Source organism: Tistrella mobilis KA081020-065, assembly GCF_000264455.2.
Classification (GTDB): Bacteria; Pseudomonadota; Alphaproteobacteria; order Tistrellales; family Tistrellaceae; genus Tistrella; species Tistrella mobilis.
On the sequence record NC_017956.1, the window covers coordinates 2,710,001 to 2,723,193 of the forward strand.

Below are 13,193 nucleotides of genomic sequence, written 5' to 3' on the forward strand. Positions count from 1 at the left end.
CGAAAGCTGGAATAGACCGGGAACCAGCTGGCGAAGCCCAGCGCCCGGCCGGCCGCATCTTCGGCCAGCGCCGCCCGAAAGCGCGGCGTCGGACCGAAACCGTGCGCGGCCACCAGCGCCTCGGTTGCACGGAACCGGTGGCCGGCGCCGTCCTCGACCGCAAGATCGCGCAGCAGCGCCCAGAGCCGCCCGGCATCCGCCGCCACGGCCGCCCGGATCACGATCGCGTCGCCATCACCAGATCCGGTCATCCTGCCCTCTTCAACGCTCCCACCCTCTTCACATCTTCGGGCACCAGCCCGGTCGACAGCGACCAGGCGTCGACATCATTGGCGCCTTCGGTCGCGATCACCAGCACCCGCGCCGCAGGCCCGAGCCCGAGCGCCGCCTGAAGCCCCGGATCCGCCACCGCCTGGAACAGACCCGCGAGCCCCGCGGCACCGCTTTCGCCCACCACCAGGGCAGGATCACCCGCAACCGGCCGGGCGAGCCGGTTCACCGCCGCCCGTGCCGCCGTATCGGGCACCGCCATGAAATCGCGGGCGAGGCGCGAGAGGATACGCCAGCCGGTCGCCGAAGGCTCGCGGCATTCAAGCAGCGCCATCACCGTCGGGGCATGGCTCGCCAGCTGCAGCCGCCGACCGGCACGCGCACTTTCCAGCAGGCAGGCGGCACCATCGGGTTCAACCACCACCAGCCGGGGCCGGTCCGGTCCGGCCATAGTCAGATGCGCCGCAACCGCGGCCGCCATGCCGCCGACCCCTGCTTGCAGGAAGAGATGGGTGGGCATCCGGTCGCCGCACTGGCGCAGGATCTCGGCCGCCATCACGGTATAGCCCTGCATCACCAGGGTCGGGATCCGTTCCTGCCCCGGCAGGGCCATGTCCGAGACGTTGATCCAGCCTTCGGCTGCGCAGCTCCGGGCGACCGCGGCCAGGCTGTCGTCATAATCGCCCGCCACCCGCACGATCCGGGCCCCCTCGGCCCGGATGGCATCGGCGCGCACCTCGCGCACGCCCTGATGCAGGAAGACCACGGCCCGCGCGCCCACCAGCCGCGCCCCGGCAGCGACCGACCGGCCGTGATTGCCGTCGGTGGCGCAGGCCATGGTGAGGGTGCGGGTGACCGCGAGAAGGTCAGGCGTGCCGAGATCTTCCGGTCCGAAGCGGCGCCCCGTCCGCCGGCCGGCCTCGTCCAGCGCCAGACGGATCGCGGCATGGGCGCCGCCGAGCGCCTTGAAGCTGCCGAGCCCGTGGCGGCCGCTTTCATCCTTCACCAGCAGCGCCCCAAGGCCCGAGGCCGCGGCGAGCCCCGGCAGTTCGACCAGCGGTGTCGGCCCCTCGCCATGGGTGACGGCGAACAGGGCTTCGGCCGCGGCAGCGGCCCCGGCGCCGAAGGCGGTCGCATCGGCAGGATCGAGCGCGCCGCCGGCATCGGCGAGCATGTTGGGCAGATACATGGTCCATCCCCTGGCTGCTGTGAGAGGATGGAAGAATATTGCGTGTCGTCAGAGAAAGGCGCTTTGATCCCGGGGTGTCGACGCAAGTTTTTCTCGCCCGGAGGCCGCCGGATGACGATCGGATCCAACCGCGCCGAACTCGACGGCTTCGATCTGGCGATCCTGGCTCTGCTTCAGCAGGATGCGCGCCTGCCGCAGCGGCGGATCGCCGAGGCGGTGGCGCTGTCGACGCCGGCGGTGCAGCGGCGGATCCGGCGGCTGGAAGAGATCGGCGTGATCCTGGCCAATGCCGCGATCGTCGATCCGGCCCGGCTCGGCCGGCCGATTACCATCCTGGTGCTGGTGGAGGTGGAAAGCGAACAGGCGGCCCCGCTGGACGCGACCCGCGCCGCCTTTGCCGCCGCCCCCGAGGTCCAGCAATGCTATTACGTCACCGGCGAGGCCGATTTCGTGCTGGTGGTGACGGTGCCCGACATGGGTGCCTATCAGGCGCTGACCCGCAGGCTGTTCCTGGACGACCCCAATGTCCGCCGCTTCCGGACCTTCGTCGCCATGGAACGGGTGAAGGTCGGACTGGCGGTGCCGGTAGAGGATGCGCTCAGCGGGAAGGCGCGAAGGGATTGACGCCGGTCGCGGCCAGCACCGCCCAGGCAGTGGCGCCCAGATGCGGCCAGCGGTGGTAGCGGAAATCATCGATCACGCTGTCGGGACCGATGGCGAGCCCGGTGGTGATCGACGGCTTGCGCGTCGCCCAGAGCCAGCCCCCGGGCGAGACCTCGCCCAGCACCAGATCGAGCAGACGCTGCGCCTCGCCCGTCTGCCCCAGATGGCCGGCGACCAGGGCCGCCTGGGCGGTGCCCTCGATCCAGACCCCGTCGCGGTCGTCGTTGAAATCGAAGCCGCCATCGACGCCATGAGCATCGCCCGCCCAGGCCCAGGCGCTCCGCCAGGCCACGGGCGCCCCCTGCAACAGCAGTGGCCAGAGCTGGGCATCCAGCCCCGAGGTCGCGGTGTTGAGCGTGGCCCCGTCGGGCAGGGTGCCGGTCGGGAAATGGTCGCTGCCCGCCTGCCACATCCGGTCGAGGAACCGGCGCGCCCGATCTGCCGCCGCGCCCCAGCGGGCCGTGTTGGGATCGGCAGTCTTCAGGCGCGTGAACAGCGCCACCAGATCGGCATGATGTTCGGTCGATTTCCAGCCGATCCGGCGCAGCCCCGCCCCTGCCCCATCCACCCCGCCGGTATAGCCGCCGGGGCCGGCGTCGTCGGCGGTCTGGTCGATCACCCAGCCCCCGATCCGGCGGGCGGCGTCCAGAGCCTGTCGGCGCAGATCGGCCGAAAAGGCTGCATCCGCGCGACGCTCCACCACCGCCAGCAGCGCAAGACCGACCCAGGCGGCATTTCCGGTGGCGGTGCCGGTCTGATAGGGATCCTCCACCCAGCGGCCGGCGGCCGCATCCCACCAGCCATTGGGCGGCGGCGGGCTTTCGGTCTGGGCGCCGGCGCGATAGGCATTGCGCACACGGCCGCGATCGGCAGCCGCCTGGCGCGGATCCTCCGACAGCACGGCATCGGCGAAAGCGGTGGCGATCCTGGCCGCGGCATCGCTGCGGCCGCAGGCGATCAACGCCCGGAGCGCCAGGGCGTTGTCATAGGCGAAGGCGGCACCGGCAAGCGCCGGGTCCGGATGCGGGCCCGACCCCGCCGGGGCGTCCCAGCTGCGCAGGAAAACCGGCCCGGCGCCGTCGATCGCATCCACCCGCCCGGCCATGGCCTGACAGAGCGGCACCACGCCCTGGGGCAGAACCGGCGCCGCGGCCGGGGCCCGCATGATGCCGAGCGCGGTGAGCGCCGCCACCAGGACAGGAAGGGTCGGGCGTCGAAGAGGGGTCGGGCGTCGGGGCATCAGAGATCGGCGATCCGGAACGGCCGGATCTCGAAACTCTGCCATACGCCCTGAACGGTATAGGGGTCGGCGGCCAGGGCGGCATCCAGCGCCGCCCGGTCGGGATATTCGGCCAGCATGGACGAACCGATCATGGTGCCGGCCTCGTCCAGCATCGCGCCGCCGATGATCAGATGGCCGTCGGCCTTCATCTTGCGCGCATTCTCCAGATGGGCCGGGCGCGCCGCCGCACGGCGAGCCGGCGCTTCGGCATCGGTACCGTCGCGGGCGATGACCAGGAACTGCATGGGCGTCTCCTTATCCATCGTCTCGGCCGGTCTCTGCCGGCCTGCCGTGTGGTCTCTCCGTTCAGGCCTCGCGGCCGAGCAGCGTCATCAGCTCGCGCCATTCGCGCGGACTCATGCCGGTCTCCTCGCGCGCCGGCGTCTCGCCGGCCAGCATGCGCCGGACAACATGCAGGGCGCTGCGCGACAGGTGTGCGCCGCCCAGCCGGTATTCCTCGAAGGCGGCGGCGACCAGCGGCACCCAGCGATGGGTGATGTCCATCATGGTCTCGGCATAGGCGCGGATTTCGTACTGGGCATGCGGATCGGCACGCAGCGACAGAAAATGCAGCAGGTTGTGCAGATCGGTCTTCCAGTACCATTGCGTGTAGTAGTTCAGGGTCAGGTTCATCCGCGCCAGTTCGCGCGCCAGGCGGTCGCGGGTCGGATCCTCGGCCTCGCCCTCGTCGGTCTCGTTCAGCATCCAGCGATAATTGTCGTACACCCGCCGGGCATCGTCGCGCAGGATGTCCATCACCCGGCCGGCCTGATCGGCCGGCAGCAGCGCCTCGCGGCCCTGACGGTTGCTGGTCGACTGCGCAGCCACCTGGTCGGCCGCCGGCACATAGAACTCCCGGTCCAGGATGGAATAGCGCGCCGAGTACTCGTTGACATTGGCGGTGCGGTGGCGGATCCACTGCCGGGCCACGAAGATCGGCAGCTTCACATGCAGCTTGATCTCGCACATCTCGAACGGCGTGGTATGCCTGTGGCGCATCAGATAATTGATCAGCCCGCGGTCCTCGTTGACCTTGCGGGTGCCGCGGCCATACGAGACCCGCGCCGCCTGAACCACCGCCGCATCGTCGCCCATATAGTCGACCACGCGCACGAAACCGTGGTCGAGCACCGGAAAGGCCGTGTGCAGCACGCTTTCCATGCCGGTCGAGACCGTGCGCAGGGTGGGCACCGCCTCGGCGCGCAGGGCGTCGATTTCGGCCTGCTGCTCGGGGGTTACGGTCATCGCGTCGGTCTCCTTCCGGCGTGGATCTGGTCGCCCCTGGATACAGGGGCCGCCCCCCGCAGGCAAGGGCGCGGCGTGCCCCTGCATCGCATGGCCGCAGCTTGGGCTTTGCATGTCACGGCCGAGCGCCTATATATGGGGTGCCGGTCGCAAGGCCGGCTATGGCGATACAGGGCCTCACGGAATAAACGTATCGGACCCGGGGGCAGTGCCCGGCGCCTCCACCAGTTCAGATCACCGGCCTTCGGGCCGGTGCTCCATGGGGGCGAGCCAGGATCGACGTGCGTGGTAAAGGTTTGGTCTTCGCCCGGCATGATACCGCCGTTATCGGGTCACTCAAACAGGTGCGAACGACAACCGTGTCGCCCTCGCTGCCTAACTAGGCAAGCGCGGTCCGGGGGGCACCGGGCAACAGAAGCCCCCCACTCTATCACCGGCTGCAGCCGGTCCGGATGCCGTGTCGCGGGATGCGGGGTCCGCCGTTGCAGCCGACCTCGGCCCTTCTTGACCAGCCGACGATCATCTTCAACCGACGATCATCGAGACCGGACGCCGCATGCCGCAGATCGCCTACGACCAGCTCATCGACACCGCTCTGCGTGGGGTGGTCCGCACCGTTCTCGAACAGGCTGCCGAAAGCGGCCTGACCGACGGCCATCATTTCTACCTGACCTTCCGCACCCAGGCGCCGGGCGTCGAGGTGCCGGAATATCTTCGCGCCCGCTACCCGGAAGAGATGACCATCGTGCTGGAGCACGAGTTCTGGGGCCTGGACGTGAACCAGCACGGTTTTGCGGTGACGCTGGCCTTCGGTGGCCGCCATGAGCGCCTGGTCGTGCCCTTCGTCGCCATCACCGGCTTCGCCGATCCGAGCGTCAAATTCGGCCTTCAGTTCCACGCCATCGACGAGGCAGACGACCTCTTCGACGACGAGGATGAAGAGGTCGACGAGGAGATGTTCGAGATCGAAGACCGGCTGTCCGAGGGCCAGGACAACGGCCGCGCGGCGCCGACCCCCGAGGCCGAGGCCGGCGACAACGTCGTGGCGCTCGACCGGTTCCGCAAGCGCTGACCCCCGATGGCGGAGGCAACGACCGCCGATGGTGCCGCCGGCCTGCCGGCGGCCGCCCGCCGTGTGGCCGCAGCGCTTGAAGCGGCCGGCCACCCGGCCGTGATCCGCATTTTCCCCGACAGCACCCGATCCGCCGCCGAGGCAGCCGCCGCCGTCGGCTGCCGGACGGAAGAGATCGTCAAATCGCTGATCTTCCGGCGCAGCAACGACGATGCCGCGGTGTTGGTGCTGATCGGTGGGGCCGATCGGGTCGATACCGCAAAGCTCGCCCGGGTCGTGGGGGCGAAGACCGGCCGGGCGGATGCGGATTTCGTGCGCAGGACCACCGGCTATGCCATCGGCGGCGTGCCACCACTCGGCCATGCGACACCGCCCGTGGTTGTGATGGACGAAGGGCTGATGGCGCTGTCCACCGCCTGGGCGGCCGCCGGCACCCCGCATGCGGTGTTCGAGACCACGCCGGCCGATCTGGCCCGGATCACCGGTGCCGTGGTCGCAGCCGTGGCCGCCACGCCTGCAGCCTGACCGGCCGGCCATGGCCGCTCCGCTCCCGCCCACCCCCCTGGACGACGATCCCCCGCAGGACCTGATGCTGCCGCCCCTTGAGGCGGCGGTCGAGAAACGCTCGGTCTCCATCCAGGGCCACCGCACCAGCGTGTCGCTGGAAGCGCCGTTCTGGCGGGTGCTGAAGCGGGCGGCACGCGCGCGCGGCATCTCTCTGGGCGCGCTGGTGGCCGCGATCGATGCCGCCCGGCGGGTGGACCGGGTCAACCTGTCGAGCGCGCTCCGGCTCTTCGCCCTGGCAGAGGCGGAAAACCGGGCGGTCACCCGCCTGTCCGACCCCGCACCCGCGGCGCAAAGCCCCTCGGAAGACGCCTCAGACGCGCTGTGACACCCCCGGCGCTTGCGCCGCAGCATCCGCGTGGTATATCTCTGGGCCGGGGATGAGAGCCAACGGCCCGTCCGTGACCACATTCCCGAATTTTGGCGGGGCGTAGCGCAGCCTGGTAGCGCATCTGCTTTGGGAGCAGAGGGTCGCGTGTTCGAATCACGCCGCCCCGACCATATCTATCCTGTCCGGCCGCGCCGGCCATCAGGCCCGCGGCTGAAACCGGGACCACCAGAATCGGCCCGCCGGCCCGAGCGACCGGCATCAAGGCCGGTCGACAAGGATCGTGTGAGGCGATGGACGCGCGCATTTACCTGCCGGCGAAGAACGCCATGCAGTCCGGCCGCGCCAACACCCGCAAATGGGTGCTGGAGATGGAACCCGCTGCGGCGAAGCGCCTGGACCCCCTGATGGGCTGGACCGGATCTGCCGACACCGACCAGCAGGTCGTGCTGCGGTTCGAGACCCTGGACGAGGCCGTGGCCTTCGCCAAGCGCAAGGGCCTGACCTATGAGGTCTACGAGCCACATATGCGCGACCTGAAGATTCAGGCCTATGCCGACAAGTTCCGCTGGGACCGCGTGCGCTGAACAGCGTTCCGGCCTGACGGGTGCCCTTAGCTCAGTTGGATAGAGCATCGGCCTTCTAAGCCGGCGGTCGCAGGTTCGAATCCTGCAGGGCACGCCAGTCTTCCACGCCGCAGTCCGGTCCGCCGGGCTGCGGCGTGTCGTTTCGGGGGCGTGGCCGGCCGGTGCCCGTCTTCTTACTGAGACACCGTGTTCTTGCTGAGACATGGGGCTGCCGGAGGTGGCGGCAGGGCGCCCGCTCGATCATGCTGAGGGGCAGACCCTGCAGTCCGGAAACCGGAGGACGTGATGCCCCTGAACGCCCGCAAGGCGGTGCCGGCCGCCCTGGCCGCCATGCTTGCCGTCGCCACCGCCGCCCTGCCCGCCCGCGCCGACGGCACCTTCCCCACCAGCCTCGCCACCGAAGATCAGCAGCGGCTGGAGGCCTTCGACACCGCCCGCGCCGAGGCGGTCGCCGAGGCGCGCGCCGGTGGGTCGCCCGAGGATGTGTCGGTGCTGGACGAGGTGCTGAGCGGCGAGCCGACCACGATGGAACCGGCCGAGATGGCCGGGATCTGGCGCTGCCGGACGATCAAGCTGGGCGGGCTGTTGCCGCTCACCATCTATCGCGACTTCAAGTGCCGGATCACCGATGACGGCGGCGGGCTGCGGCTCGAAAAGCTGACCGGCTCGCAGCGGACCGGCGGCACCTTCTATGACTTGGCCGACGAGACCCGGCTGGGCTATGCTGGTGCCGGCTGGGTGGCGGGCGAGGCCCCCATGCAGTACGGTAGCGATCCCGAGCGCAACCAGGTCGGCTATCTGGTGGTGCTCGGCCCCGAGCGCATGCGGCTGGAACTGCCGCTGCCGCAGTTCGAGTCCAAGTTCGACATTCTGGAACTCAGGCGCTGACGGGACTTCAGGCGCTGAGTTGCCGGGGCCGGCCACGATCCATCAGCAGCGCCGAAATCGCCCGGCGCACCGGTGCGGCCCCGCGGCCCAGATCCATCACCGCCCGCCGGGCGAGGCGTGCGGCGGGGTCGTCGCGGGTGTAGAGCCCGACGATGGCATTGGTCGCAGCCCAGAGCGGGGCCGCGGTCAGCTTATGGCCGGCTTCGTAGCGATGCAGCATCAAGGGTGACGTGATATCGCCATCGGTGCGGGCGGCGCGGATGATGCCGTCTGCCAGGCGGTCGGCGCTCTTCAGGCCCAGATTGAAGCCATGGGCGGTGACCGGATGCATGCCGACCGCGGCATCGCCGATCAGCGCGAAGCGATGGCCGACGAAGCGGCGGGCCTGGACGGCGACCAGCGGCCAGCCATGGCGGGTACTCTCAAGCTGCATCCGGCCGAGGCGGCCATCGAGCCGGACCATGATCTCATCCGCGAAGGCCGCGGGGTCGAGCGCCGTCAGCCGCGCGATCTCGGCATGGGGCAGCGTCAGCACCACCGAGGAGCGGCGGCCCTTGAGCGGCAGCAACGCCACCGTCTGGCCGTGACCGAACCATTCGGTCGCCACACCGCCATGATCGACCTGATCGTGGCTCATCCGGCAGACCAGCATCGTCTTGCCGAAATCCACCTGATCCGCGGCAATGCCGCGGGCCTCGCGCATCTTCGAGAACCGGGTATCGGCCGCGACCACCAGGCGGGCGGTCAGCTCGCGGCCATCCTCCAGATCGACCGCCATGCCATGCGGGCGCACCCGGATGCCGGTCGCCTTCAGACCGTCCAGGATCGTCGCGGAGGTCTGCTCGCGCACCGCGTCATGAAGCGCCCGCCGGATCAGGTGATTGGGCACCAGACGGCCCAGCGGGCGGCCATCGGCGGCGCCGTCGAAGATCAGGCTGCGATGGCCGGCCCCGTTCAGCACCCGGGCGGCGCGGAGGGGGGCGGTCTCTCCGGCCGGGATCCGCGCCCAGGCGCCCAGCCGCTCCAGCACCGCCATGGAATGATGGGTGAGCGCGATCTCGCGGCCGTCGAAAGGCGGGTCGGCCAGCACGGCTGCCGGCTGCGGATCGATCAGGGTAACGTCGAGCCCGGTGCCGTCCAGCGCCCGCGCGAAGGCAAGCCCTGCCGGGCCCGCGCCGATCACCGCCACATCCGTCTGCATGCGCCCCTCCTCCGTGACACCGGCCGCCGAGGCCGGGACGGCCTCGCGGGCGACAGGCTAGCAGCGGGCGCGGTGCGGTGCTATGCGGCGTTGTGTCCGGTGGCGGCACCCTTTGTCCTGGCGTCCGCTTCGGCCTCCGCCTCCGCTTCGGCGAGCCGGGCATAGCGGCGGGCCAGCACGGCGCAGACCATCAGCTGGATCTGGTGGAACAGCATCAGCGGCATCAGGATGGCGCCGGTATCGCGGCCGGCGAAGATCACATTGGCCATGGGCACGCCCGAAGCGAGGGTCTTCTTCGAGCCGCAGAACACGATGGTGATCCGGTCGGCCCGCGAGAAGCCGAGCCAGCGCGAGCCCAGCATGGTGATCGCCAGCACCAGGGCCAGCAGCAGGCAGTCGACCACCAGCATCACCGCCAGATCCAGCGCGCCCACCCGGTTCCAGAAGCCCGAGACCACCGCGCCCGAAAAGGCGAGATAAACGACCAGCACGATGGAACCGCGATCGACCAGCCCCAGCGGCTTGCGGTGCCGGCGCAGCCAGTCGCCGATCCAGCGTTCCAGCACCTGGCCGGCGATGAACGGCACCAGCAGCTGGAAGACGATCGCCTCCACCTGATCCAGCGACACCCCCTGGCCGCTGGCGCCGAACAGCAGCGCCACCATGGCCGGGGTGATGAACATGCCGAGGATGTTCGAGGCCGAGGCCGAGCATACCGCCGCCGGGACATTGCCACCGGCGATGGCGGTGAAGGCGATCGAGGACTGAACGGTGGAGGGCAGCACGCAGAGGAACAGCAGCCCCATCGCGATCGCCGGCGACAGCACGCTTTCCGGCAGCAGATGGGTGATGGCAAGGCCCAGCACCGGGAAGATCACGAAGGTCGTGGCCAGCACCGCGATATGCAGGCGCCAGTTGGTCATGCCCTCGATCACGGTTGCGCGGGACAACCGGCCGCCATGGAGGAAGAACACCGTCGCGATGGCGACGGTCGCGACGTCGTGCAGGATCTCCGATGCCCGGCCGTCCACGGGCAGGAGCGAGGCGGTGGCGACCGCCAGGATCAGCGCCAGCACGAAACGGTCTGGTAGAATGCGCGACAACAGAGCCATGGCCGTCCTCCCTTTTTGTTGTTCTGCGCCATCGCGGTTCAGGATGGAAGGAATAACAGGCATCATGTTTCACGATGACCGGATCCCCATCCCCGAGAGGCCGAGCCGATGCTCGATCCCGTTCAGCTGCGCAGTTTCATGGCCGTGGCCGAGGCCGGCAGTTTTACGGCCGCCGCCCGCGGGCTGGGGCTCGGCCAGTCGACCGTCAGCCAGCATGTCGCCCGGCTGGAAGCGGCGGCCGGCCGGCGGCTCATCGATCGCGACACCCATCATCTGTCGCTGACGACGGATGGCGAAGCCATGCTCGGCTTCGCCCGCGCCATGCTGGCGGTCGAAGATCGCGCCCGGGCGCATTTCGCCGCCCGTGAACTCCATGGCCGGCTGCGCTTCGGCGCCTCGGAAGACTTCGTCACCAGCCGGCTCGGCCGGGTGCTGGAAAGCTTCGTGCGCGACCACCCGGCCATCGATCTGGAAATCACCGTCGCGCTCTCGGGCACGCTGCACCGCATGCTGGATGATGGCCTGCTGGATCTGGTGCTGGCCAAGCGGCGTCTGGGCCGCCCCCGCGGCCGGCCGGTGCACCGCGAGCCGCTGATCTGGGCGGCGCGCAGCCCGGACATCGCCGATCCGGCCCGGCCGCTGCCGCTGATCGCCTTTCCGCCCCCCAGCATTACCCGGGCAGCGGCGATCGACGCGCTCGACCGTGCCGGCCGGGCCTGGCGGATCGTCTGCACCTCGGGCAGCCTGAGCGGGCTCAAGGCCGCGGCCGATGCCGGGCTGGGCGTGATGGTCCAGCCCCGCAGCATGCGTCCCCAGGGCCTGGTGGAAATCGGCCCCGGCCCCGGCCTGCCGGCGCTGGAAGAGGTGGAGTTCATCATCGAGGACGTCTCGGTCCGCCGCCCGCCCGACAGCCCCGAAGCCCGCGCCGCCCGGATCCTGACCGAGGCGCTGGTGGTGGGGGGGATCTGGCGCAGCCCCTAGCGGCTAGGGAGAGATCACCGCCATGCCGAGCGCGCGACCTGCCGCCGCCATGCGCCGGTCCAGAGTGCACATCACCAGATCATGGCGGCTGGCCACCGCCAGATGAAGCGCATCCCCGGCACGCAGGCCGAGAGCATGGTGTCTGGCATATCTTGCGGCCTTCAGAAAATCCTCCGCCGCGATCTGGAGAACGGATATTCCATCATCAAGCATGGTTGCGAAGGTGCTCTCGACATCTTCGCCAGTCGACGGGCTGATCTGCGCTGTCCGGATCTTGAGCGACAGTGCGGATGCAAATTCCGTGATCGTCCAGCGACTGATCCAGAGCCCCTGAGATTGATAGTTTTCCAGCCACAGAATCACGCGCTCAGTGGCTGTCTCACGAGTCAGCCCCGAGACAAGAATGGAGGTGTCCAGGTAATACATTCAGAAGCGATCTTCGTCCCGCATCCGCCGGACGAAATCACCCGCCTCCTCCGGCTGCAGCGGCATGCGCGCGGTCAACGCCCTCAACCGGTTCAGATCGATGCCCTTGCCCGGCCTGCGCCCACGCCCCTCGTGCCCGGACGCTTCGGGATCGCCCCCGTCATCCCATCCGACCAGCCGTGCGACCGGCTGCCCATTGCGGATGATGACCACCGTATCACCCGCTTCGGCACGGTCGACCAGTTCGTCAAGCCGGATCCGGGCATCCTGAAGATTGACGCGGCTCATGATCACCCTCGGCTGACATCCACAGCCACATCCCTGACTGGGCGGCTGAACTAAATATGCGGCCGGCGAGCTGCGACCGCAACCCGGAACCCGTCTACAATCTTGAAATATATAAGATCTACTCCTGCGAGCGATGGTCCTGCAGGCCGGCATGGGCAGAGACCTGCCCCCGTTCCCCAACCACCTCCCGCACCACCCCGCGCAGCCAGCGATGGACCGGATCGGCGTCCATCCGCGGGTGCCAGAGCAGCGAGATGGTGATGTCGGGCACCGGCAGCGGCAGGGGGATGGTGACGAGGCCGTCGCGCAGCCGGCCGGTGGACCGCTCGGGCACGGTAGCGATCAGCCCGCCGTCGCGGACCAGGGAAAGGGCGGCCGAGAAGCTGGCGACGGTGGTGATCACCCGCCGCTCCAGCCCCAGCACCGCCAGCGCCTGATCGACGGCTTCGTGGCCCGTGGGCCGGCGCGCCACGCGGACATGGTCCCCCGCGGCATAAAGTGCCGGCGTCGCCCGGGGCGCGCTGGCCAGCGCATGGTCGGCACGCACCACCGCGACGAAGCGGTCGCGGAACAGGGCCTGGGCCCGCAATTCGGGCCCCGCGGTCCCGTCCGCCACCCCCGTTTCCAGATCCACCACCCCGTTGCGCAGCGCCGTGCCGTCCTTGTCGGTGCGGGCGACGAAATGCAGCCGCACGCCCGGCGCCTCCCGCGCGATGCGCCCGAGCAGGGCCAGGCCGAAGGTCTCGACGAAACCTTCTCGGGTTCTGAAGGTGAAATCGCGCCCGATCCGGGCCAGGTCGGGCGGGGCTGCCGGCCGCAACAGGGCGGCCGCATCGCGCACAAGCCGCGCCGCCTCGTCCCGCAGTTCCAGCGCCCGCGGGGTCGGCACCAGGCCGCGGCCGGCCCGGACCAGAAGCGGATCGCCGGTGATTTCGCGCAGCCGCGCCAGTACCCGGCTGGTCGCCGAGGCGCTGAGCTGCAGCCGCGCGGCCGCCCGGGCGACGCTGCATTCGCCGAGCAGCGCGTCGAGCGCGATGAGCAGGTTGAGATCAGGTGTCGACATGCCGGAATGATAACACACCAACCGGCACGACATA

Annotated in this window: 17 protein-coding genes, 2 tRNA genes and 1 other RNA gene (1 of these 20 cut by a window edge); 10 read left to right on the forward strand and 10 right to left on the reverse strand. The window is 69.8% G+C overall.

Features of this window, described 5'->3' with window-relative positions:
• Window positions 1–251: the 5' end (the start) of a GNAT family N-acetyltransferase gene (locus tag TMO_RS12305; protein ID WP_014745958.1), read on the reverse strand. The gene continues 256 nt to the left of window position 1, outside the view; only the first 251 of its 507 coding nucleotides appear in the window; it begins with the start codon at window positions 249–251; the stop codon falls past the left edge of the window.
• On the reverse strand, window positions 248–1,459 hold the full coding sequence (locus TMO_RS12310; RefSeq protein ID WP_014745959.1) for a diaminopropionate ammonia-lyase: 1,212 nt from the start codon (window positions 1,457–1,459) through the stop codon (window positions 248–250). Before TMO_RS12310 ends, TMO_RS12305 begins: the two co-directional genes overlap by 4 nt.
• 111 nt (window positions 1,460–1,570) lie before the next feature.
• Between TMO_RS12310 and TMO_RS12315 the strand changes: the two genes are divergently transcribed.
• Window positions 1,571–2,083, forward strand: coding sequence for an Lrp/AsnC family transcriptional regulator (locus tag TMO_RS12315; protein ID WP_014745960.1), 513 nt, complete (start codon window positions 1,571–1,573; stop codon window positions 2,081–2,083).
• Here the strand turns inward: TMO_RS12315 and TMO_RS12320 are convergent.
• The 3 genes from TMO_RS12320 to thyX form a co-directional block, all read right to left on the reverse strand.
• A complete protein-coding gene (locus TMO_RS12320) occupies window positions 2,058–3,362 on the reverse strand; it encodes a hypothetical protein (protein WP_081598900.1) in 1,305 nt (434 codons plus the stop codon). The two genes, TMO_RS12315 and TMO_RS12320, sit on opposite strands and share 26 nt — an antisense overlap.
• A complete protein-coding gene (locus tag TMO_RS12325) occupies window positions 3,362–3,649 on the reverse strand; it encodes a YciI family protein (protein ID WP_014745962.1) in 288 nt (95 codons plus the stop codon). Before TMO_RS12325 ends, TMO_RS12320 begins: the two co-directional genes overlap by 1 nt.
• A gap of 61 nt (window positions 3,650–3,710) precedes the next feature.
• The gene (thyX, locus tag TMO_RS12330; RefSeq protein ID WP_014745963.1) at window positions 3,711–4,649 is read right to left on the reverse strand and encodes an FAD-dependent thymidylate synthase; all 939 of its coding nucleotides are present in this window, start codon (window positions 4,647–4,649) and stop codon (window positions 3,711–3,713) included.
• A 103-nt stretch (window positions 4,650–4,752) separates the two neighbouring features.
• On the opposite strand from thyX, the gene ssrA reads away from it, so the two are divergent.
• From ssrA to TMO_RS12365, 8 genes are all read left to right on the forward strand, one after another.
• Window positions 4,753–5,076, forward strand: a transfer-messenger RNA (tmRNA) gene (gene ssrA / locus TMO_RS30450).
• 129 nt (window positions 5,077–5,205) lie between these two features.
• Window positions 5,206–5,721, forward strand: a complete 516-nt coding sequence (locus tag TMO_RS12335; protein WP_014745964.1) for an SspB family protein — start codon at window positions 5,206–5,208, stop codon at window positions 5,719–5,721.
• Window positions 5,722–5,727: 6 nt separating this feature from the next.
• Window positions 5,728–6,246, forward strand: a complete 519-nt coding sequence (locus TMO_RS12340; protein WP_014745965.1) for a YbaK/EbsC family protein — start codon at window positions 5,728–5,730, stop codon at window positions 6,244–6,246.
• Between the two features lie 10 nt (window positions 6,247–6,256).
• The gene (locus tag TMO_RS12345) at window positions 6,257–6,613 is read left to right on the forward strand and encodes a ribbon-helix-helix domain-containing protein (RefSeq protein ID WP_322111252.1); all 357 of its coding nucleotides are present in this window, start codon (window positions 6,257–6,259) and stop codon (window positions 6,611–6,613) included.
• 96 nt (window positions 6,614–6,709) lie between these two features.
• Window positions 6,710–6,786: transfer RNA gene (locus tag TMO_RS12350), tRNA-Pro, on the forward strand.
• Window positions 6,787–6,906: 120 nt separating this feature from the next.
• Window positions 6,907–7,200, forward strand: coding sequence for an ETC complex I subunit (locus TMO_RS12355; protein ID WP_014745967.1), 294 nt, complete (start codon window positions 6,907–6,909; stop codon window positions 7,198–7,200).
• Window positions 7,201–7,220: 20 nt separating this feature from the next.
• Window positions 7,221–7,297 (forward strand) — tRNA-Arg (locus tag TMO_RS12360).
• A 188-nt stretch (window positions 7,298–7,485) separates the two neighbouring features.
• Window positions 7,486–8,088 (forward strand): DUF4893 domain-containing protein, encoded by a 603-nt coding sequence (locus TMO_RS12365; RefSeq protein WP_051045377.1) that lies wholly within the window; start codon window positions 7,486–7,488, stop codon window positions 8,086–8,088.
• A gap of 7 nt (window positions 8,089–8,095) precedes the next feature.
• Here the strand turns inward: TMO_RS12365 and ubiM are convergent, their stop codons facing one another.
• Both ubiM and TMO_RS12375 read right to left on the reverse strand, forming a co-directional pair.
• Window positions 8,096–9,289: a 5-demethoxyubiquinol-8 5-hydroxylase UbiM gene (gene ubiM, locus TMO_RS12370; RefSeq protein ID WP_014745969.1), complete on the reverse strand. Its 1,194-nt coding sequence runs from the start codon at window positions 9,287–9,289 to the stop codon at window positions 8,096–8,098.
• 80 nt (window positions 9,290–9,369) lie between these two features.
• Window positions 9,370–10,401, reverse strand: coding sequence for a bile acid:sodium symporter family protein (locus tag TMO_RS12375; protein ID WP_014745970.1), 1,032 nt, complete (start codon window positions 10,399–10,401; stop codon window positions 9,370–9,372).
• A gap of 108 nt (window positions 10,402–10,509) precedes the next feature.
• Here TMO_RS12375 and TMO_RS12380 point away from each other — a divergent pair, with 108 nt between their 5' ends.
• On the forward strand, window positions 10,510–11,382 hold the full coding sequence (locus TMO_RS12380) for a LysR substrate-binding domain-containing protein (protein WP_014745971.1): 873 nt from the start codon (window positions 10,510–10,512) through the stop codon (window positions 11,380–11,382).
• 3 nt (window positions 11,383–11,385) lie between these two features.
• On the opposite strand, the gene TMO_RS12385 is transcribed toward TMO_RS12380, so the two are convergent.
• The 3 genes from TMO_RS12385 to TMO_RS12395 all read right to left on the reverse strand — a co-directional run bounded on the left by TMO_RS12385 (window position 11,386) and on the right by TMO_RS12395 (window position 13,159).
• Window positions 11,386–11,808 carry a type II toxin-antitoxin system VapC family toxin gene (locus TMO_RS12385; RefSeq protein WP_041604952.1) on the reverse strand — a complete coding sequence of 141 codons (423 nt, stop codon included), beginning with the start codon at window positions 11,806–11,808 and terminating at the stop codon, window positions 11,386–11,388.
• Entirely contained in the window at window positions 11,809–12,096 is a 288-nt protein-coding gene (locus TMO_RS12390) for a type II toxin-antitoxin system Phd/YefM family antitoxin (protein ID WP_041604953.1), read from the reverse strand. It abuts the gene before it with no gap.
• Between the two features lie 118 nt (window positions 12,097–12,214).
• A complete protein-coding gene (locus TMO_RS12395; RefSeq protein ID WP_014745974.1) occupies window positions 12,215–13,159 on the reverse strand; it encodes a LysR family transcriptional regulator in 945 nt (314 codons plus the stop codon).
• Between the last annotated feature and the right edge of the window lie 34 nt (window positions 13,160–13,193).

Bases quoted from the DNA above. Each gene is read 5' to 3' on its own strand.
- TMO_RS12310 (WP_014745959.1), bottom strand. From the start codon at position 1,459: ATGTATCTGCCCAACATGCTCGCCGATGCCGGCGGCGCGCTCGATCCT.
- TMO_RS12315 (WP_014745960.1), top strand. From the start codon at position 1,571: ATGACGATCGGATCCAACCGCGCCGAACTCGACGGCTTCGATCTGGCG.
- TMO_RS12320 (WP_081598900.1), bottom strand. From the start codon at position 3,362: ATGCCCCGACGCCCGACCCCTCTTCGACGCCCGACCCTTCCTGTCCTG.
- TMO_RS12325 (WP_014745962.1), bottom strand. From the start codon at position 3,649: ATGCAGTTCCTGGTCATCGCCCGCGACGGTACCGATGCCGAAGCGCCG.
- thyX (WP_014745963.1), bottom strand. From the start codon at position 4,649: ATGACCGTAACCCCCGAGCAGCAGGCCGAAATCGACGCCCTGCGCGCC.
- TMO_RS12335 (WP_014745964.1), top strand. From the start codon at position 5,206: ATGCCGCAGATCGCCTACGACCAGCTCATCGACACCGCTCTGCGTGGG.
- TMO_RS12340 (WP_014745965.1), top strand. From the start codon at position 5,728: ATGGCGGAGGCAACGACCGCCGATGGTGCCGCCGGCCTGCCGGCGGCC.
- TMO_RS12345 (WP_322111252.1), top strand. From the start codon at position 6,257: ATGGCCGCTCCGCTCCCGCCCACCCCCCTGGACGACGATCCCCCGCAG.
- TMO_RS12355 (WP_014745967.1), top strand. From the start codon at position 6,907: ATGGACGCGCGCATTTACCTGCCGGCGAAGAACGCCATGCAGTCCGGC.
- TMO_RS12365 (WP_051045377.1), top strand. From the start codon at position 7,486: ATGCCCCTGAACGCCCGCAAGGCGGTGCCGGCCGCCCTGGCCGCCATG.
- ubiM (WP_014745969.1), bottom strand. From the start codon at position 9,289: ATGCAGACGGATGTGGCGGTGATCGGCGCGGGCCCGGCAGGGCTTGCC.
- TMO_RS12375 (WP_014745970.1), bottom strand. From the start codon at position 10,401: ATGGCTCTGTTGTCGCGCATTCTACCAGACCGTTTCGTGCTGGCGCTG.
- TMO_RS12380 (WP_014745971.1), top strand. From the start codon at position 10,510: ATGCTCGATCCCGTTCAGCTGCGCAGTTTCATGGCCGTGGCCGAGGCC.
- TMO_RS12385 (WP_041604952.1), bottom strand. From the start codon at position 11,808: ATGTATTACCTGGACACCTCCATTCTTGTCTCGGGGCTGACTCGTGAG.
- TMO_RS12390 (WP_041604953.1), bottom strand. From the start codon at position 12,096: ATGAGCCGCGTCAATCTTCAGGATGCCCGGATCCGGCTTGACGAACTG.
- TMO_RS12395 (WP_014745974.1), bottom strand. From the start codon at position 13,159: ATGTCGACACCTGATCTCAACCTGCTCATCGCGCTCGACGCGCTGCTC.